Origin of the sequence: Syntrophomonas wolfei subsp. methylbutyratica, assembly GCF_001570625.1 — a bacterium.
In the GTDB taxonomy this organism is placed as follows: Bacteria; Bacillota; Syntrophomonadia; order Syntrophomonadales; family Syntrophomonadaceae; genus Syntrophomonas; species Syntrophomonas methylbutyratica.
The window spans coordinates 160,179-179,144 of the sequence record NZ_BBQT01000001.1; the positions used below are offsets into that span (position 1 = coordinate 160,179).

At 42.5% G+C, this 18,966-nt stretch carries 27 protein-coding genes and 1 pseudogene; 5 read left to right on the forward strand and 23 right to left on the reverse strand.

Annotated features, from left to right (window positions below; translation table 11 throughout):
- Positions 1 to 38: 38 nt before the first annotated feature.
- The 12 genes from hpf to AWB54_RS00780 form a co-directional block, all read right to left on the reverse strand.
- The gene (gene hpf, locus AWB54_RS00725) at positions 39 to 584 is read right to left on the reverse strand and encodes a ribosome hibernation-promoting factor, HPF/YfiA family (RefSeq protein WP_061212730.1); all 546 of its coding nucleotides are present in this window, start codon (positions 582 to 584) and stop codon (positions 39 to 41) included.
- A 189-nt stretch (positions 585 to 773) separates the two neighbouring features.
- A complete protein-coding gene (locus tag AWB54_RS00730; protein WP_011639697.1) occupies positions 774 to 1,064 on the reverse strand; it encodes a zinc-ribbon domain containing protein in 291 nt (96 codons plus the stop codon).
- A gap of 170 nt (positions 1,065 to 1,234) precedes the next feature.
- Entirely contained in the window at positions 1,235 to 1,711 is a 477-nt protein-coding gene (locus tag AWB54_RS00735) for a hypothetical protein (RefSeq protein WP_153014627.1), read from the reverse strand.
- Between the two features lie 37 nt (positions 1,712 to 1,748).
- Positions 1,749 to 2,228 (reverse strand): hypothetical protein, encoded by a 480-nt coding sequence (locus AWB54_RS00740; protein WP_061212732.1) that lies wholly within the window; start codon positions 2,226 to 2,228, stop codon positions 1,749 to 1,751.
- A gap of 134 nt (positions 2,229 to 2,362) precedes the next feature.
- Positions 2,363 to 2,863, reverse strand: coding sequence for a flagellar export chaperone FliS (gene fliS, locus AWB54_RS00745; RefSeq protein ID WP_061212733.1), 501 nt, complete (start codon positions 2,861 to 2,863; stop codon positions 2,363 to 2,365).
- A gap of 124 nt (positions 2,864 to 2,987) precedes the next feature.
- Positions 2,988 to 4,139, reverse strand: a complete 1,152-nt coding sequence (gene pseC / locus AWB54_RS00750; protein WP_061212734.1) for a UDP-4-amino-4,6-dideoxy-N-acetyl-beta-L-altrosamine transaminase — start codon at positions 4,137 to 4,139, stop codon at positions 2,988 to 2,990.
- A gap of 53 nt (positions 4,140 to 4,192) precedes the next feature.
- Entirely contained in the window at positions 4,193 to 5,125 is a 933-nt protein-coding gene (locus AWB54_RS00755) for a dTDP-glucose 4,6-dehydratase (protein WP_061212735.1), read from the reverse strand.
- 99 nt (positions 5,126 to 5,224) lie between these two features.
- Positions 5,225 to 5,596 (reverse strand): flagellar protein FlaG, encoded by a 372-nt coding sequence (locus tag AWB54_RS00760; protein ID WP_061212736.1) that lies wholly within the window; start codon positions 5,594 to 5,596, stop codon positions 5,225 to 5,227.
- An 86-nt stretch (positions 5,597 to 5,682) separates the two neighbouring features.
- Positions 5,683 to 6,078: a flagellar protein FlaG gene (locus AWB54_RS00765; RefSeq protein ID WP_235811056.1), complete on the reverse strand. Its 396-nt coding sequence runs from the start codon at positions 6,076 to 6,078 to the stop codon at positions 5,683 to 5,685.
- 78 nt (positions 6,079 to 6,156) lie between these two features.
- Entirely contained in the window at positions 6,157 to 6,522 is a 366-nt protein-coding gene (locus tag AWB54_RS00770; RefSeq protein ID WP_061212738.1) for a hypothetical protein, read from the reverse strand.
- A gap of 17 nt (positions 6,523 to 6,539) precedes the next feature.
- Positions 6,540 to 7,565, reverse strand: a complete 1,026-nt coding sequence (locus AWB54_RS00775) for a UDP-N-acetylglucosamine 4,6-dehydratase family protein (protein ID WP_061212739.1) — start codon at positions 7,563 to 7,565, stop codon at positions 6,540 to 6,542.
- Entirely contained in the window at positions 7,537 to 7,734 is a 198-nt protein-coding gene (locus tag AWB54_RS00780; RefSeq protein WP_061212740.1) for a hypothetical protein, read from the reverse strand. Before AWB54_RS00780 ends, AWB54_RS00775 begins: the two co-directional genes overlap by 29 nt.
- A gap of 276 nt (positions 7,735 to 8,010) precedes the next feature.
- On the opposite strand from AWB54_RS00780, the gene AWB54_RS00785 reads away from it, so the two are divergent.
- The 5 genes and pseudogenes from AWB54_RS00785 to AWB54_RS15130 all read left to right on the forward strand — a co-directional run.
- Complete coding sequence (locus AWB54_RS00785; protein WP_061212741.1) at positions 8,011 to 8,268, forward strand: type II toxin-antitoxin system HicA family toxin; 258 nt, start codon at positions 8,011 to 8,013, stop codon at positions 8,266 to 8,268.
- On the forward strand, positions 8,265 to 8,483 hold the full coding sequence (locus AWB54_RS00790; RefSeq protein ID WP_061212742.1) for a type II toxin-antitoxin system HicB family antitoxin: 219 nt from the start codon (positions 8,265 to 8,267) through the stop codon (positions 8,481 to 8,483). Before AWB54_RS00785 ends, AWB54_RS00790 begins: the two co-directional genes overlap by 4 nt.
- A gap of 74 nt (positions 8,484 to 8,557) precedes the next feature.
- On the forward strand, positions 8,558 to 8,986 hold the full coding sequence (gene mntA / locus AWB54_RS00795) for a type VII toxin-antitoxin system MntA family adenylyltransferase antitoxin (protein WP_061212743.1): 429 nt from the start codon (positions 8,558 to 8,560) through the stop codon (positions 8,984 to 8,986).
- Complete coding sequence (hepT, locus tag AWB54_RS00800) at positions 8,970 to 9,395, forward strand: type VII toxin-antitoxin system HepT family RNase toxin (protein WP_061212744.1); 426 nt, start codon at positions 8,970 to 8,972, stop codon at positions 9,393 to 9,395. The genes mntA and hepT overlap by 17 nt, the downstream gene beginning before the upstream one ends.
- A 62-nt stretch (positions 9,396 to 9,457) precedes the next feature.
- Positions 9,458 to 9,679 (forward strand): annotated as a pseudogene (locus tag AWB54_RS15130) (transposase); the annotation flags it as partial.
- Between the two features lie 11 nt (positions 9,680 to 9,690).
- Here the strand turns inward: AWB54_RS15130 and pseG are convergent.
- From pseG to AWB54_RS00855, 11 genes are all read right to left on the reverse strand, one after another.
- Complete coding sequence (gene pseG / locus AWB54_RS00805) at positions 9,691 to 10,698, reverse strand: UDP-2,4-diacetamido-2,4,6-trideoxy-beta-L-altropyranose hydrolase (RefSeq protein ID WP_061212745.1); 1,008 nt, start codon at positions 10,696 to 10,698, stop codon at positions 9,691 to 9,693.
- A 205-nt stretch (positions 10,699 to 10,903) separates the two neighbouring features.
- The gene (locus AWB54_RS00810) at positions 10,904 to 11,227 is read right to left on the reverse strand and encodes a hypothetical protein (RefSeq protein WP_061212746.1); all 324 of its coding nucleotides are present in this window, start codon (positions 11,225 to 11,227) and stop codon (positions 10,904 to 10,906) included.
- Positions 11,224 to 11,382 (reverse strand): hypothetical protein, encoded by a 159-nt coding sequence (locus AWB54_RS16115; protein ID WP_201785601.1) that lies wholly within the window; start codon positions 11,380 to 11,382, stop codon positions 11,224 to 11,226. The genes AWB54_RS00810 and AWB54_RS16115 overlap by 4 nt, the downstream gene beginning before the upstream one ends.
- Positions 11,383 to 11,637: 255 nt before the next feature.
- The gene (gene pseI / locus AWB54_RS00820) at positions 11,638 to 12,687 is read right to left on the reverse strand and encodes a pseudaminic acid synthase (RefSeq protein ID WP_061212747.1); all 1,050 of its coding nucleotides are present in this window, start codon (positions 12,685 to 12,687) and stop codon (positions 11,638 to 11,640) included.
- A 69-nt stretch (positions 12,688 to 12,756) separates the two neighbouring features.
- On the reverse strand, positions 12,757 to 13,323 hold the full coding sequence (gene pseH / locus AWB54_RS00825; RefSeq protein WP_061212748.1) for a UDP-4-amino-4,6-dideoxy-N-acetyl-beta-L-altrosamine N-acetyltransferase: 567 nt from the start codon (positions 13,321 to 13,323) through the stop codon (positions 12,757 to 12,759).
- 14 nt (positions 13,324 to 13,337) lie between these two features.
- Positions 13,338 to 13,955, reverse strand: a complete 618-nt coding sequence (locus tag AWB54_RS00830; protein ID WP_061212749.1) for a pseudaminic acid biosynthesis-associated methylase — start codon at positions 13,953 to 13,955, stop codon at positions 13,338 to 13,340.
- 16 nt (positions 13,956 to 13,971) lie between these two features.
- Positions 13,972 to 14,703: a cytidylyltransferase domain-containing protein gene (locus AWB54_RS00835; RefSeq protein ID WP_061212750.1), complete on the reverse strand. Its 732-nt coding sequence runs from the start codon at positions 14,701 to 14,703 to the stop codon at positions 13,972 to 13,974.
- A gap of 122 nt (positions 14,704 to 14,825) precedes the next feature.
- Complete coding sequence (locus AWB54_RS00840; RefSeq protein ID WP_061212751.1) at positions 14,826 to 15,989, reverse strand: DUF2920 family protein; 1,164 nt, start codon at positions 15,987 to 15,989, stop codon at positions 14,826 to 14,828.
- Between the two features lie 51 nt (positions 15,990 to 16,040).
- Positions 16,041 to 16,268, reverse strand: coding sequence for an acyl carrier protein (locus AWB54_RS00845; protein WP_061212752.1), 228 nt, complete (start codon positions 16,266 to 16,268; stop codon positions 16,041 to 16,043).
- A 3-nt stretch (positions 16,269 to 16,271) separates the two neighbouring features.
- The gene (locus AWB54_RS00850; RefSeq protein WP_061212753.1) at positions 16,272 to 18,026 is read right to left on the reverse strand and encodes an HAD-IIIC family phosphatase; all 1,755 of its coding nucleotides are present in this window, start codon (positions 18,024 to 18,026) and stop codon (positions 16,272 to 16,274) included.
- Positions 18,027 to 18,041: 15 nt separating this feature from the next.
- Positions 18,042 to 18,956, reverse strand: a complete 915-nt coding sequence (locus tag AWB54_RS00855) for a class I SAM-dependent methyltransferase (protein WP_061212754.1) — start codon at positions 18,954 to 18,956, stop codon at positions 18,042 to 18,044.
- Positions 18,957 to 18,966 lie beyond the last annotated feature (10 nt).

The window sequence follows — 18,966 nt, forward strand, 5'->3', positions numbered from 1 at the left end:
TGATATTAATATTATCACTTTTTCCTTACTCGCTTCAACTAATCGAAATCCGGCTCGATTAAACCGTAATTTCCGTCTTTTCTTTTATAGACTACATTTACCTCTTCGCTCTGGGGATTAAAGAAGACAAAAAAGCTGTGCCCCAAAAGGTTCATTTGCATTATGGCTTCTTCTACATCCATGGGTTTTAAGGCAAATCTCTTGCTGCGAACGACCTTAAACTTCTCGATTTTTTCGCCCTTATCCAACTCATTCTTGATTTCCTCGGCCAGAGCTTTCTTCAGGCCTGCGCCCCGGTTGCTCCGGTAAAGCCGGGTTTTATACTTTTCAATCTGCTTCTCCAGCTTTTCCTCCACCATATCAATGGAGCTGTACATATCATCGCTCAATTCCTCTCCCCGGAGGATTATTCCATTCAAGGGTATAGTAACTTCGACTTTATGATCCTCTCCCTCAATTGATAAAGCTACCTGTGCCTCCTTTACATCATCGATGTATTTCTCCAACTTGGAAAGCCTCTTGGTGGTGTAATCTTTTAGAGCTTCGGTAATCTCAATGTTCCTTCCTCTGATGATAAATTTCATAGAAACACCTCTTTCCCTGTTGTTAACTATATTATACTACTAAGCCGCCTAAAAATCCTTAGCGGAAAAGAATCTTGTCGAAACAAAGCTGGGGTAACACGGGAGTAACCAGATGACAATAAAAACCTTCCCCGCACCGCCCCAGAAATGTAAAAACCGGGCTTATAAAGCCCGGTAATAAATTCATGATTAGTATGCTGCTTCTTTTTGTTTTTGGAAACATTCCATGCAGTAGACCGGTCTGCCTTCAACTGGTCTAAAGGGAACCTCGGTCTCAGCTCCACAACCGGCACAGACTGCCGCGAACATTTCGCGCGGCCCCCGGCTATTGCTGCGACTATTACGACGATTCACTCTACATTCCCGGCATCGTTTGGGCTCGTTTTCAAACCCTTTTTCACTGTAGAATTCCTGTTCACCAGCAGTGAAAACGAATTCCTGTCCACAATCCTGGCACACTAAAGTCTTGTCTTGAAACATGTGAAAAAAACCTCGCTTTTTTGAAATTTGCCCAATGTGCACTGGAAAAAGTAGCCCATTAAGCCTTACGCCTAATTATACTGTGAAAAGATTAAAATAGCAAGAAATAACGCAATTATTCCTTAGCCATGAGCAAGCAGGAGGACAAAAATTATTGTCCTCTCTCCCCATCAACTATCAATTTTATGCTCCATGGATTGCTTGTAGGCCTGGCTGGCCTGCCGGCTGCTGCTTCGGGGCCCTTTTTTCCGTTGGGAATTTATGGCCTGCTGCATGAGTTCCTGACTTCGTTGATCCTTTTCACTAATCATTTCTAAAAGCTTGCTTAGATTGCTTATTTGTTCTTTTAGAGCCTGATACTGCTCAGATTCCAATTTATTCTCCAACTGGCTCAGAACAAATCCTTCTAAACCCAGCTCTTTTACTATTCTCTGTTGAAGATTCCTATTTTCCTGGTTATTCTGGTTTATCTCCTCTAAAAGCTTATTTCTACGAGCAAGCAGGACTTCTATCTCATCTGCATATACCTTGCCCCGGTTTTTTTCCAGAATAGCCAGCTGTTCACCGGCTAAATCCAACATACGAAAATAACTCTGCCTTTGCTGCTTAAAACTTTCAATTATTCTTAAAATAATTTCCCTGGTCATTATAAAATTATTCCCCAATCTGCCATATTTCAACCCGCTATTTTTTCTGGTCAAAAAACCAGCCGTCTGAGCAGGTGTCGACATACAAGTAGGCATTCGAAGCTGCCTGGCTTCTTTTCAGATCGGCCAGCCCTTTTTCCGCTTCCTGGCGCGAGTTCAGGATGATTTTTCGTCCTACCTCATCATGAGCCTGAATCTCTCTAATTATAGCGATAATTTCTTGTATTACTTTATCATGTGCTTCCGCTTGCTGTTTTCCCAGAGAAAGCGGGAATTCAACCCGGCTATTTTTACTGCTTACTGTATTGTCCCTATTTTCCCCTTGATTTATCTCCGACATCAGGAGATCAATCCCTTCCATTATTTCCTGGCGTTTTTGGAATAGATTCAGCATCTCCTGGCCAAGGTCTTTATCAGCATTAATGCTTCGAGCCAGCAACAACTGCTCCTTGGATAGCAGGAGCAAATCACCGTATAATCCCCGGGCTTTTTCAATTGGCAACATCACTTCCATCAATCAACCCTACCTCTCCCGCTAATACCAGCAACTCCCTTACGCCAGTTAATTAGCGAAGAGACTCACCAACTGCTTCGTCATTTCTTCACCTTTTCTAATAATAATCGAAATTATCGGGAAAACACTTCGCTTGTTTAACCGGTAACATTAATCCCTTTGGGTACATTGGCAGCAACCGGGTTTACCGGTTTGGCACTCCATGCTGCGGTAGGAGCCGGAGCGGCTGGCACTGAAGCAATCCTGCTCTCCTGGTGAGTGCTGCTCTTCAGTGTGTTAATAGCCTCCTGCCAGGTTCCCTTCAATTCCAGCAAGAATTCCTCCACCTCGTCCAGTATCGCAATTTCTTTTTGAGCATTCGCCTGGGTAAGGCGGTGGTAGAAATACTCATAAAGAAGAAACAAGTTTCCGGATATTTCATATTCCATATTCAAAGTAGTCATCAGCTCTACAATAATTTCTTCAGCCCTCAATATTTGCTCGTGAGCCCGGTTTATGTCCTTTTCTTTTATGGCCTTCCTGGCATTATCTATGTTTTTTATGGCCGCATCATAGAGCATAAGCAACAACTTTTCCGGAGCAACGGTTTCCACCACGGATTTCTTGTATTGATTATAAGCCTGAGCATTCATACTCATCTTTCAACCTCCCCGCGATATGATATCGACCATGGACTATGGGCCTATAAATAGGCCTATGAACAATATCGAGTGATGCCGGCAAAAACTTTATACAGATTGGTAAAATTAGGACCACCAGCGCCTACTCCCGATGACTGCCGGCTAAAACATGATGAATCACGTAATCCTGTTCTTCCCGCTTCAGTCCAGGGAAAATGGGCAGGCTGATTTCTCGCCGGTAGAAATCCTCTGCCACCGGGAAATCACCAGGACCGTAAGCGTAGTTTTTGCGGTAGTAGGGCTGCAGGTGCACCGGGATATAATGCACTTGTACTCCTATTTCCCGCTCCCGCAGATAAGAGAATAGTTTCCGGCGATCAATCCCGGACGATAAGAGCAAAGGATAGAGATGATAGGCATGGCGATCACCAGCAACAGGCTGCGGCGGAATATTCAACTGCTTCATGCCGGCAAAGGCCCGGTCATAATAGCGGGCTATCCGCTGCCGTTCCTCCACAAAATTCTCCAATTTCTTCAACTGGGAAATACCCAGAGCTGCCTGGATATCGCTCAAGCGGAAATTATAACCCAGGCTTTGCATTTCATAGTACCAGGGTCCGTAGTTTTCCATCATCCGGGAGGCATCACGCACTATTCCATGGCTGCGAAATCGCCGCAGCCGCTCCTGCAGCTCCGGGTTATTCGTTAACACCATTCCTCCTTCCCCGGTAGTAATATGTTTTACCGGGTGGAAACTCAAAATGCTCATATCCGCATCCTGGCCTACCGCTCGCCCCTGCCTCCACGCCCCCAGGGCATGAGCGGCATCCTCTATAATCAGGAGATTATGCTTCCGGGCTATTTCCTTTATCACGCTCATATCCACCGGATAACCGGCATAATCCACTGGAACAATGGCCCGGCTGCGAGGAGTAATAGCCGCTTCAATCAGCTGCGGGTCAATACAATAGCTGTTAATATCCATATCCACAAAAACCGGGCGGGCACCTGTGTAAATAGCCGCATTGGCCGTAGCCAGAAATGTTATAGGGGAAGTAATCACTTCATCCCCCGGCCCTATCCGGGCAGCATAAATGGCGGCATGCAAAGCCGAGGTGCCGCTGTTAAAGGCCACCGCATAGGACACCCCGCAGTAGGCGGCCACCTGTTTTTCAAACTCCTCTCCCCAGGGTCCCTGGGTGATCCAAGCAGAGCGTAAAACTTCTACAACCGCATCAATATCATCCTGCTCTATGTTTTGCCTGCCATAAGGGATAAAACCATCTATTGCCATGTTTCAAACTACCTCTTTTCCCCTGACATCCGCTATCCGTCTTCTGTCTTCCGTCATCCGGCAATCATCCACTCCCGGGTTCTTTGCAACCCTTCTTCCAAGCTTATCCGGGGCTGCCAATCCAGCAATTCGCGGGCTTTACTATAGTCGCAAAGCAGTTTTTGGATTTCGCTCTGGGGATGAATATGAGCAACATGCCTGATGTTTCCGGCATTACCGCCTATCATCCGGGCCAGCTCGTTGACGCTGATATCCCGCCCCAACCCAGCATTAAGCACTTGCCCATTCGCCCGTTTGTCCATACCTGCCCGGATAACAAAATCGGCGCAATCCTCCGCATAGAGTAGATCACGGGTCTGGGTGCCATCCCCGTATATATTGAGCTCTTTTCCGGCCAGTTCCCGCTGAATAAAAATGGCTACCACCCCACCCTCGCCGGAGGATTTCTGGAAAGGTCCATAGGTATTGAAGGGCCGAACTACTACTGTGGGCAGGCCATAGGCGTAATAATAGGAAAGGGTCAGGGCCTCTCCCGCCAGCTTGCTGGCCGCGTAAGGTGAAGCCGGTTTAACCGGGTGCTCCTCAGTGATGCCGGTCTCATCCATGCTGCGCTCGTAAACCATGCAGGTAGACATAAATACCATCTTTATGTTCTGCCGCCGGCATTCTTCCAATATGTTGAAAGTTCCGGTCACATCATTATCAAAAGTTGTACGGGGATCATCTATGGAATCCTGCACATTGATGCTGGCCGCCAGGTGATAGACCAGATCAACCCCCCCGGCAAACACCTGCTCCAACTTATCCCGTTCCTTGATATCTCCCTCTATAAACAAGAAATCAGGGCTATCCCTGAATTCATCTATATTCATTAACCTGCCATTGGATAAATCGTCCAGGGCAACTACCCGCTGACCTTCCGCCAGCAGTTTTTTAACCACCCATCTTCCGATAAACCCGGCTCCACCGGTAACCAGAATGTTCACAGATATTCCTCCCAGTATACCATACTATTTTATTCCATATAGGCCTCGCAAAGCAGCCCCACTCCCATCATACAGGAAATTACGGAACTAAATCAAAATCTAAACAATTTTGTTTACAAACAAGCCCACCACTTCATTCATCATCTCTTTTAGTTTTTCCGCCATCTCCAGCATATAGTCCGGCGGTATTTTCCTAATAACTTCTTTGGTTTCACTATCAACAACCTTAACCTGGTAAGAATCACTGTCCTTGTAGGGCTGAAATTCAAGATGAAAGTTGGCAATCCTCATGACCTCGTTTAATATGCCGGCAACTTCCTCCATCTTCTTTGCATTCTCGGCATTCAACGACAAAGAATCGGCACTTATTTTTTCCTTCTTGGCTTCTTTTGCCTCTACAGCCTCTCCAACCGGCTTTACTACCTTTACGGGGGAATAATCCGCTGCAGTCCCTTGCATATCTACCCGCATCTTGCCCGCCTCCTTGCGATAAATTAAATCTAGTTTTATTATCGATATTTTAAGTGGAGAATTTACTGTTTTACACTTAATAATTATCAAGCCACTTCATCCACAAATATCCCCAATAGTTTACAATAGGTTTCAATCCTTTCCTTTATCAAGGCAGATAACCTCAACATCTGCTCCGGGGGTATTTCTCTGATAACTTCCTTGGTTTCGTCATCAATCAATTTAACTTGAATACGCTCACTATCCTTGTCGATTCTAAACTGCAGATGATACTTGGACAAAACCAGCAATTTATTGCTTTCATTAAGAGCTGTCAGCCAATCTTTCTTATCCGGTTTATTATTGATCGGTACCAGGCTAAGGCTCGGGTGGTTCTCTTGCTTACTTTTTTCCTCATCCTTTTTTTTAGAGTTAACAACATAAAGCCGTTCCAAGCTTCCTTGTTTTACCTCCTCCAATGAGATTTTGGCCTGTGCTATCATTTTCACATTCACACCTTCCCAGAATGTTTATAGCAGCTTTACTAAGGATTGATATCCGGGGCTTTAAGCATTTTTACCTTAAGAATCCTTATAGGGTTTTAAGCCCTTCTCCAATTCATATTGCCATTTTATAAAATTAGGCAGCAGGTCATACTGCAATTCCACATGGGCCTTTTCCAGGTCATTGGATTGGTAGGCAAGCAACATTAAATCCAAACAATTCTGGAAATTCAAGCTTACCTTCTCAAGCGTTATTCCCTGCTCTTCGGGCAACTGCTCCAAAAGAGATTGAACCAGGGTAAAAGCCTCAAGTATATCCTGGAAAAGATAAAAAGTGCTTTCCAGGTGTCCTGCGGCCATTCTTCGATTAATATGATCCAAAGCTTCCAACATCGTATGGGAAAGATCCATCATTTCTCGAGCAATTGAATATAAAGAACTCATCTTATCTCCCTTTCATTTCATAGCTCAGCAGCGCTGTTTCCATTTAGCATAGCCTTAATATCCGCCAGTCTCATGAGTCCTGCGCCGGTAGAGCTATATGTGCCAATCTCAGGCAATCTGGTATTTGCATAGCGCTCCTGATACTGCCGGCGGTCATAATCATACGGCAGGATAAGAAAAATCTTATCCGTTTCCAGCGCCCGGGCGCTTTCTTCCTCGCTCATTAACTCTTCATACATCTTCTCCCCGGGCCGCAGGCCGATTATGCTCATTTCCACATCCTTGCCCGAATTCTCTAACACCGCCCGGGCCAGGTCGCCAATCCTTAAAACCGGCATCTTAAATACAAAAGTCTCACCGCCCCGCGACATAGCCAAAGATTCCAAAATCAAATCAACCGCACGGTCGGCACTCATGAAAAAGCGAGTCATATCAGGGTCGGTCACCGTAACCGGTCCCCCCCGCGCAATCTGCTTTTCAAAGAGCGGAACCACCGAACCCCGGCTATTAATAATGTTGCCGAAACGTACAGAAAGAAACTTGATTTGCCGGGGACCCTTCCAATGGTCGGCGGACGATATCAGCCTTTCCGCCAGCAATTTGCTGGCCCCCATAGTATTGGTAGGGGAAGCCGCCTTATCGGTGCTGGTATAGACCACTGCAGAAACACCTGTTTCCATGGCACACTCGATTACATTCTGGGTTCCCATCACATTGGTCTTAACCGCTTCCGAAGGATTATATTCGCAGGCCGGTACATGCTTTAAAGCAGCCAGGTGAAATACTATATCTATATCTTCCATCGATCTCTTCAAACGTTCCTTGTCCCTGACATCACCCAGGAAAAAACGCATCCGTTTCATGTCCAGGCCATGATAGGCAAAATGCTCCTGTATAGTAAACTGTTTATGTTCATCACGGGAGTAAATGCGGACTACCGCCGCCTCCAGTTCCAGCAATCTTTGGGCCAGCTTCTTCCCCACCGTCCCCGTACCCCCGGTTACCAGAACCTTCTTATCCCGAATCGTCTCGCTTATGTTCATATTTGCTTCTCCTCGTCTCAACCAGCAGTATAGCTGCAACTACCTGCTCTCCCAAACCATCAAGCTGCCCACGACCGGACCGGTCACATATTACCAGTACCGGTACAGCACAAGCAAGCAGTTCGTAAATGATACTCCTGCTGTTAATAGATATATCGCAAAATTCCATCGAATCCTTTATTGCAGGATTGAAACGTAGGCTGCAACTGCCAGCAAAGCCGGTACACCACAGGCCGCCAGCTCAAAGTAGTGCTTCCGGCGGCAATGATAGATATATCACAATTGCAATTCTCCGGATTTCTGCTCAAAAAATAACTTCAGCCCCCAGCTTGCCAAGCTCCCGGTAATTGTACTACAGACATCAAGAGCACCATCAGGCAATATTTCCCTTTTTATTGCGTGTCTTCTTATAGAAATTAAGTTATACTTTTAAAAGGGGTGTGTTATGAATCCAAAAAAACTTTTGAAGAAAATCTTTAACAACAATCGCAATATTCGCTTTGCTGATATGATAAAGTTAGTTACAGCCTATGGATTTGAACTTAAACGTATAAATGGGAGTCATCACATTTTTGTTCATCCCGCACTTAAAGAAATTATCAACCTTCAGGAAATTGATGGCAAGATAAAACCATATCAACTGAACCAGTTTTTAACCCTGGTTGAAAAATATAACCTGCAAATGGAGGGCGAAGAAGATTGAAAGACTATCACATCAACATCTTTTATAGTGAAAAAGACGGCGGTTATATTGCTGACATCCCTGACTTAAAAGGATGCTCCGCTTTTGGGATTAGCCCGGAAGAAGCTGCCAAAGAAATACAACTGGCTAAAGAAGCATGGATAGCAGCCGCCCGTGAAGCTAATATTCCAATTCCCCGCCCCCGCTATAAACCCCTTATTTATCAGAATCAATGAAAACGCTCCAGCCCATTATGCTATGTACCATAGCTTTTACGTATAACCGCTAGGGCTGAAAGGAGGTTTTAAAAATGCTCATTAAAATCGATGCCGATAAACTGCAACAAGTAGTAGAAAAATATCACCTGAAGCTATTAGTATATTACGGCAGCTATGCCCGGCAGGAAGACTTTGACCCCTCCCGCAGTGACATAGATATTGCCTTTATATCAGAACAGCAGCTTAATAGCCAGCAGTTGTTTGATTTGATGAGCGATTTAATCCTGCTCCATCGCAAAAGCAACATAGACCTGGTTAACCTGCAAACCGCTTCCGGTCTTTTAAAAGAAGCAGTTGCCAATGATGGTAGAGTTCTTTATGAAAAAGAAGAAGGGTACTTTCAAGAATTATGCCCCTATCTATATAAATGCTATTACGAAACCCGTAAATTCCGCCAGGTCAAACACGCCCTGTTCGAGAAAAAATTAGCGGAGGAATTAAAAAATGTCAGACCGCGATAGAATATGTGCCAAATTAGACAAACTACAAACTTACTATACCGAGCTAAAATCTCTCTCTTCTATTTCACTAGACGAATATATCAGCAACTCAATATATCGGCGAGCTATAGAAAGAACCATGCAGCTAATAGTCGAGTGTGCTACAGATATCAATAATATGCTCCTGAAGATGCAGGGCAACAAAGGCGCTGTTGATTACTTTAACTCCTTTATTGATATCGCCGGGCAGAACATCATACCGGTTGAATTTGCTTTAAAGATAGCACCTTCTACCGGGCTCAGGAATATACTGGTACACGAATATGAGGAAATCAATGACGAAGTCGTCTATAACTCTATAAACACCTGCTTACAATACTACCTGGAGTATATGGGTTTAATTAACCAGTACCTAAAATGCATCGGGTAATAAAGCATAAAGAAACTGGTATGGGGAGTCTGAATAAGCACCCGTGTAAATGTCAATAATCTAGCATTTGCTCCGACCTTAAGAAACGCGGTGTTACAGACATTTTTATCGCTTGCCACGATAACCTGAAAGGGCTTGGAGAAGCCATTAACGCAGTATTTCCAAAGACTAAGCAGCAGTTATGCATAGTACACCAAATCCGCAATTCAACTGAGTTTGTGCAATACAAGGACAGAAAGCAAATCTGTGCCGATCTCAAGAAAATCTACGGCGCAGTAAATCTTTAATTCTTCCATTATCTATTTTTCCTCATCTCATCCATCAGTATAGCTGCAACCCGCTGCGCGCCTCGGCCATCGATAAGCTCCTGCCCGCAGACAGCCATCTTCTCCCTTAACATCTGATTATTTATCAAACTATCCAGAGCAGAGTACAACCTGGCCGCCTCCAATTCATGATGCCACCCCAGGTTAAACGCTATTCCCTGCTGCTCTGCCTCTCGGGCCAGCCGCAACTGGTTATCGGCCGCAACTACCAGCATAGCCGGTACACCACAGGCCGCCAGTTCATAAGTGGTACTCCCGGCGGCACTAATAGACATATCGCAAAAATCCATCAAATTCTTTATAGCAGGGTTATAATGCAAAACCACATTGGGACACACCCGGGCTACCGCCTCAATCTCTGCAAGATTACAAAATACCGGCCCTATCACCACATGCCAGTACAAATCTTCAAAATGCTCATAACTTCTAAGAATATGCAAAAATCCTGGAGTAATATTCTCCATATCCGCCGCCCCAAAAGTAATCAACAAATGCTCCACACCTGGATTTGCTGAGCGCAGAGGAACCCCGGCGAACTCCTCCCGCATCAATAAATATTTAGTGCCCAGCAAAAACCTGGCCCTCCCTCGGTATGGAAGCCCCTGAGCATACAAATTGCCATTAACTATAAAATCCGTATTAAATGGGTGGCGATTGAGATCGTCCACATACACGCTTAATAAGGGCAACTGCCCTACCCGATCCAGCCTCTCCTGAGTATACTCATAGGAATCAATAATAAGCATTCCCGCCTGTATATTCATCAGTATCCCTTCTACCGGCAGATCCTCTTCGTCCCTGGCTTGCGGGTCCAATTGCAATACCCGGTATCCCTCAATATTTTCCGGATTTCTGCTCAAAAAAATAACTTCAGCCCCCAGCTTGCCAAGCTCCCGGGCCAAAGCCTTCATTCTCATCAAATGCCCAAAACCTATTTCACTGTTGCCATCTACCCGAATGGCGATAATCTCATTCATACTAATTAGAGCTCCTTAGGTATTTATAGGTATATACTACATTACAATGACCCGGCCCTACTGAAAAGCCACGCTTCATGGTGGATCTTACAAATCTGGCTCCCACTTCTGGATTCGTTCAACACTATCAATAATATGAGGGGTTAATCTTAATACTTCTTTAAATATTTGCTCAATCGCCATCGGCACATACTCATGGGCAATTTCATTGCGCAAATACCTTATTTCTTTGAACACTTCCCCGGAAGAAATCAAGTTTCTTTTTTCTGCTCGGTTTATTCGATCTATTATACTGCCCGGTTTTTTCCAATTCCAGAACATCTATTAATCTGAAGATTCTTTGAATCAATATATCGCTTGTTCTTGCAAAACGGCTGGTCAATGCCTCAAACTTATCTAATTCTTCCAGCGCATAGCTTTCCTTAATACCTATTTTCCTGCATGCTTCATAAGAATAAGCCAGAATTTTGGCGGCCTCATCTAAAAGCTTTAATTCCTTGGCAAACAATTCCAGCTCATCATTCTTCACAATAAAACCGCCTCCTTTAACACAATTCTCGTAAAGGGGTCAGACTCATCCCGGACAATAATAATATCTATTTTCTGCTCCCCTATTTGTTCCCACAAATCCCTCTTGATTCTAAATCTATCTTCTTCTTTTAGCTTATAGGAGAATATCAACAAATCAATATCTCCCCCTCTTTTTTTTTATCGACCCGGGAGCCAAACAGATATATCCGCGCATCCTGATCAACGTTTTTTACTGTTTCTTTAATAGAGTTTATTTCATGGCCAGATAGTCTCATGATAATTCACCAACTATCCTTCCTTTACGGTTTTCCGGGAAAAGAGCTATAAAACTCCAAAAATCTCTGCAGTAGTATTACCTGGTACTGACATTACATCACTATATCTAATATCAACCTTATTTTACCGTAGTTATATCAAATCCCAGCTTAATGGAGTACCTTTTTTTACAGCCTGCTTAACCTTTTTCCCTAATAATACTTCATAATACTTCGGTTCCAAACCATATCCCGGTCGTACAATACGTAGATTCTCCGGGGTCAAAGCTTCCCCTGCCGCCATGTCTTTAGCTATATATAAAGAACGCCGGAATTTTAAAGATTTCCTTTCCTGTTCACCTGGGCTATAGCTTATTCTCCCCAATGCCTGCCAGGCCCGTTCCGATTCAATTACCAGTTGCCCCATTTCTTCAGGTTCCATGGAAAAAGCGGAATCCACCCCTCCGTCCGCCCGGGACAAGGTAAAATGCTTCTCTATCAAACAGGCTCCCAAAGCAACCGAAGCCACAGCTGCACCAATTCCCATAGTATGATCCGACAGCCCTACCGGACAATCAAATAGTTTTCGCATATGGGGAATTGTAAGCAAATTACTGTCCTCCGGGCTGGCCGGATAAGAGCTGGTACACTTCAGCAGAATTAAATCTTCACAGCCTGCCTCCCAGGCCACCCTGACAGTTTCGTCTATCTCGGCAACACTGGCCATGCCGGTAGAAATAATCATAGGTTTGCCGGTTGCTGCTACCTTGCGAATAAGAGGTAAATCGGTATTTTCAAAAGAAGCAATCTTATAGCAGGGAACCTCCAATGATTCTAAAAAATCCACCGCGGTCTCGTCAAAAGGCGTACTAAACGCCATCAATCCCAGCTCCCGGCAACGCTTAAAAATCGCCTCATGCCATTCCCAGGGAGTATAGGCTTCCTTATATAACTCATGCAAACTTCTACCCTGCCACAGGCTGTCCGTATCCTCTATAAAAAAATCGCCCTGGTTTATATCCAGGGTTATTGTGTCCGCAGTATAAGTCTGTAATTTAACCGCCGCAACACCCGCCCTGGCAGCCGCTTCTACGATTTCTAAAGCTCGCTGCAGGGATTGATTATGATTCCCCGACATTTCAGCAACGATAAATGGAGGATGCTTTTCCCCCACCAAACTTCCCCCAAGGTTAAATTCTTTCACTTATAAAAAACCTCCCCAAGGCCTAATTGCAACACTCTATAACAAAAAACGGCCAAGTTAACCTGTCTGTTATTTTATTGCATCCGGGCCAGTTGCCTGCAAGAACAAAGGGTCATCTCTACGCCCTTCCCAATTATCTTTAAACAAGGCCAGCACTATTACATCCACATAAACCCCGTTATGTAAATGATGTTGCAATAAACGCCCTTCTTCCTTAAACCCTAGCTTATGATGATAATTAATACTCTTTTTATTATTGCTCAGTACCTGGCTGCACAGTTTCCTGATATTTAATACCGAAAACACATATTCCATACTCAAATAGCCCATTAACAAACCGGTTCCCGGAGGTACATCGCTTTCACCGAGATAAAACCCCCAGCTGCATCGATTATCATTTTGATCAATTTCAGTAAAATTAACCAGCCCCACCGGTCTTTGCCGATATTCAAAAACCAAATATCGACAGGTATTATGATCCAGGTTAAAAAACCAACTCCTGTGCTCCTCCTCGGTAATAACATGAGTTGATAACATGTTTAACCGTACCCGGTTGGAATTGCGCCATTTTAAAACCATATCCAAGTCTTCTGTTTGAAGAATGCGCAAATGGCCGTCCCTGATATTTATCGTCATTTGAACCTCCGGTATTATTTGCTCAAAACAAACCAGGTCAGATCACCCTGGGGGAAGTTATTATCCCTATGATAGGTGAAACCGTAATCCAGTAAAGCCAAATCAGGATATCTATCCATCATCTCCCCAGCAAAATCCCGTTTAAACAGCTTTCCTTTATTGCCCCGGTATTCTACTTCTACCGGTGTAGTATTATAATATTCTGCCAAACATATATAACGGCTACTGCTTTCATATAAAACCTGATAAGCCCTGGGCAACATTTCCGGTGCAATATGTATTAACAATCCTTTGGACAATACCAAATCACGCTGATAATCTACAGAAAAATCCAGGATGGATTGCTGATATATTTTAAGATTATTAATGCTCTCCAATTCCTTTACCGCTTTCGGGTTAATCTCGATCGCCGACAGTTCCACAGCAGGCAGCAGACTTCTTAAGGCCAGAAGATCCAGACCCCGGTTTGCGCCCAACTCCAGAATGCTTTTTACCTGCCGGGTTCTGGCTATTATTGACGCAAACAAAGCTGTGTTGCTGGCTATTAGCTGAGAACCCTGATTTCGGTTCGTATAATCATCACCAAATTGACCGGTCCAGAATTCTTCCTGTTCCGTTTTATATCCACTCATTTCCACACCTCACCATTTATAATTCTTTTTGTTTTACCGCAGCATTAATCTGTACCCATTCCGGGTGTTCATTTAAAAGACCAATCAACTCCATCCAGCTAAACCTGCTATTTAGTGGATAAAGTTCCTGCAGGATAAGCTTGATAAACTGGAAATCTTCGGGAGTATCTAACGTCCATCGGTGTTGGCTGTAATCTATAGCATTGCTGGAATTAGCCAGTCGAAACTGTTCCGGTCGCCGGTACATAAAAAGGGTAACATGCTCTCTTTCCGGCTTTTCCCGAGCTTCTCTACATGCTTTTTCCAGAGCCGCCATAGAAAAAACTTCTGTATCCAATCCCCGCGGGTAAGTCCGTTCCAGGGTATTTGATACATAGTCATATTTTTCGTAGTTATTTATGTATAATGAAATCACCTCATCCATTACTCCAGGGTCAATGAGGGGGCAGTCCGAGGTTACCCTTACCACTACATCTGCCCCAAATTGGGCAGCTGCTTCATAATAACGTGATAATACATCCTCTTCCGGGCCACGATAATATGCCACCCCCAGGCGTTTACAAAGTTCGATTATAGGTTGGTCAGTATCATTAGTAGTAGTTGCAATGATCAGTTCATCTGCCTGCGTAACCTGGCGCAGCCTTTCTATCTGGTATTCCAGCAGGGGCTTGCCCATCACCTCGCACAATACCTTACCGGGTAAACGGGTAGAGGTCATACGTGCCTGTACGATAACTACAATTTTCATCTATGGCCTCCCAAATATTTAAGTTCAGATTAATACTATTAAAGAATATGCACCACAAAGGATACTTGTGGATTTTGGACAGGTTTCATATACAGAACAAAAAAATAAGCTTCGTAGTGAGGTCAGTCTGGATAAATAATACTAACCTGAATCCTGCCCCCACTATCAAATTTAAACTCATAGCTTTTATCGCCGTAGTTAAATATGTAATTACTATCTAAACTGAAATCAGTATCCGTACTGTTCTTTTGTATGTCTTCCCCATGAATCATAAGAAATCGTTCAAACAACTCCATATCTGTTTGCCCGGCCTCTTTATCTCCTGCCGGTATACGATTATAGAACACCATATTGTACCGCTGTAATATCTCCACACAACGGTCTTTATCATAAATTGATGTAACCCCGTTATCCTCAGAATGAAAAATATGATAACAGGTCTCTGAGGGAATCCTATGTTTTTCAAATAAGAGGCTGCGAATCTGGCGGTGGCTATCGGAAAAATAATGCGGAACCGATTCGTTTTCAATAGTCCAGGGGTTATTACAAGCGGAAGCAATATAAAATTTCATATTGTTATTCAGATCAAAACTAAACAGGTAGTCAGCTTCCATAATCTCCCCGCTTACCACATGTTTCAATTCCACCCGCGAATAAGCTTCCCGGTCTATGATGGTTGAAAAGGTATGTGGAGCATATTTACCCATTAAAAGTGCTATGTAAGCTCCATATCGTTTACCAAAGGCCAATATCTTACGGGTGTTTAGCTGATAACGCTGCAACACCTCACCTAAAACCTGAAGACAGTCAACTGCAGGTAAAAATCCCCATGATTGATATTCATCCTTACCTGTTATCAAATGAGGTTGACACCTTAAATCGAGGCTGGTTATACCTTTAGCCACAACTGCTTCAGCGATTATCCTGTATACATCTGCTGCACTTTGAACTCCAGTAAAACTCTCCAGGGTTAGATTCATGTTGTATATACGGTTGATATTATGCAGGAAGCTGGGTCTTATCTGAATCTGGCTGTTACGGTAAACCCCAAAGTAATTAACGCCCACCGCAATGCAATTTAACTTATTAGCTAAATAAGGCCTGAGTTCATTTTTCTGATAATCGCTGTCAGCCAGCTCCCCCAATTCATTTACCACCATAATTATACCGGTATCCGGGTTTATCCCGGCATCCGGCATAGTTAAAAACGCCTTAATTTCTTCACGCTCCTGGTTTAACTCTATGTCAGGGTGCGGGTTTAATTTAATTGTCGTTGTCTCTGCCATAATATACTCCCTCTGTTGATATATTTAATTGTTCATGCCATCAGTTGTTCATTATTCAACCAGGTTTCTTAAAACTGAAAAAATCATATCTACATTAAGCATCTTATCAATAAATTCGTCTGGAATCTCTACTGAGAATTCTTCTTCCAGAGCTAATATTAACTGCATATGTTTTAGTGAATCCCATTCTTTAACAGTATCCGGTGTTGTCTTACTATTAATACTTTCTTGCTTAATCCCTAAGATCTCAGCCATTATTCTCTTTACCCTTTCTTCCATGCTTTATTCCTCCACAATCTTAATAAAATCAATTTGTTCTGGCTTAAATTCACTTGTAGCTAATGAGTATTTCTTAATTCCGTTACCCTTTGACTGCAGCGTAAAGCCCATATCTTCCCAAAAACTCATAACTTGCTGATTTTTTTTACTGGGAATGTATTCCGCCTGCCATTGCGAAATGTTATGACTTTTTATAATTTCTTTCATGCAATGGAAAACAAAAACCTTCTCTAATTTTCTTCCTAATATACGACAACTGAGTAAAAATGAATCTAAAATGCACTTATGATCCTCAAAACGTGCGATTAATATGCCAGTTAATCCATACTCTCCATATCTATCATTGACATACAAAACATAAATGGCTGCATCAGGATCATCTGCAAAACGCTTAATATCGGCTTCCGAATATCTCCGGGTGGTCAGGTTAAACTGGTTGGTTTTTTGGGTTAATTGTGCAACCCTAGCAATTTCACCTGGTCTTATGGGATGAATTGTTTCAACCAGTTCCAGCGAAGCAAGATAATCATCAATACTACTAAACTGCTTTTGATCCTGTTTACGCCTGGCTTCGGATTGATACATTTGGGTTCTGTTTTTATCTTCGCTGCTAAAATTAAGGGTATCAAATAGTCCATCTCTTAATAAGAGAGGAGGATATATATATAGTTTTTGAGGCACTGTTATTACCGTAACATCAGGTAGATATTGTTTAACCTGTCCGCATTCTACTGGACTGTCATCTACCAGTACCATACTATCCAGACCAATATTCAGTTCTCGTGCCAGGGATTCAATATTTTTAACTTTATTTTCCCAGTTTATCCGCCAACCCGTCAAATGAGAACGCTTTAATAGCGAATAGGGGTGATTATCCAGCACTTCCCATACATCTTCTTCATTATTTTTGCTGCAAAGCGTGATTAATACCCCTCGCTCATATAAATAAAGAAGATTCTTCTGAAAATCAAAAAAAACTCGCCCAGGATAACTATGTTTATCTAATTTTATCCCGTCCAGACCATCTTCTCCTACTACCCCTCCCCACAGGGTATTATCACAATCCAAAATGACACATTTTTTACTCAGTCCCTTTAATGCACGTACGATTTTAGTAATTTCCCGGGAATATAAATCAAGAAAGGCATTTTTAAACGGAGCTCGGGAGGAATACCAAAACCGGTAATCAATACTATTTTCCTCTCCTAAAATACGAATCAATCTCTCCCAATCGACAAGAAAAAACCTGTCCGAATGATTGGAAACGTATTCCCTGATATGCTGGTTAATCTTACATATAATATATTCAGATTTTGATACATGGGAAAGGCTAGCAATCCCCCATTCAGAATACATAGAAGGGATAAAAGTATTAAGAATAATAAGGCTATCTGTATTCACTAATAATAGTTCAAATTGTTCATCCAAGTCACTCAGGAAATCTATAAGCTCATCTTTTGAGGACAGTAACTCAGGAACAAAGTTATCCATAAACATTGCCAATATAATTATTTCCGGGTTAACCTTGTGTAAATTTGATTGGGGATCCAATAATTCCTGGTTAATAACATCGTACTCACCAAAAATTACTTCCGGTTTTATTCCGTTGGAATAAAGATTGTATTTCAGATAGGGCTCTATCATTTCTATAGTAAAATTACGCAGGAAATATATTTTTGTTGATTGTTCATAATAGTCTGTATTCTCAAATTCACGAACCTGTGGAATTATATCCGTTAAATTCGAGATTTGTACCATCTTATACCCCACCTTCTACCTTTCGACAATAGCTGCATAACTTAAATTTGCCTTTTTCTGCTCCCACAAATCCTTGGGCGTATTATCATTGCAAACAATAATTTCATCCATAATACGTAGATTGGCCGTGTAAAAAAGTTCTCGGATTTCTTCAATATTATTAAACAAGTAAATATGATCAATAACAGGGGCATTAGCACATGTTGAAATATATGCCTTCCCACCACGTTTCATCATAGAAGCAATTTTGTCAATAAGCAGTTGTGGTTTTTCAACATGTTCTAGGACTTCACCCATACAAACGAAGTCAATTGAATTATCATATTGAGTCAATTCCATAATATCATTTAATATCAGTTCATATTTTAAATTCGTACCCATTCTATCTAATAAATCTCGAGTCATTGAAAGTGATGTTTCACTAATATCAACCCCTACATATTCTTCGAAACCACTATTTTTAACTGCACTGGTAAAAAACCATCCATGACCTATGCCAATTTCGAGATATGTTTTCCCTTTGGATTTACTGAGATGTTGTAACCAGAATTTATACATTAAATTATGATTCTCCCATAAAATCTGCGAGATTCCAACTCCAATCATATACCTTTTCATGTAAGTTTTGTTATTATATACCTTGTCAATAACATCATCTATTCTGTTATATCTATAATGTTTTTTCCTCTTAAAGTAAATTTGCTCCTTTAATATTTCCCGGCACATCCACGAATAGTCTTCGGCCATTTCCTCCAGACTGTATCCTTTATCTAACAAAGCCAGCAAATAGTCATCGGCAAATTCTTCTACTTGTTTAAATTGCACTTCTGTTAGTTGTGAGAAAAATCTTTCAACACTTTTTTTCTGGAAACAATCAATATTTGATATGTTATTGATCAGGCTAACAAGCAGTGATTTGCTTTTATCCATATCCGTATCT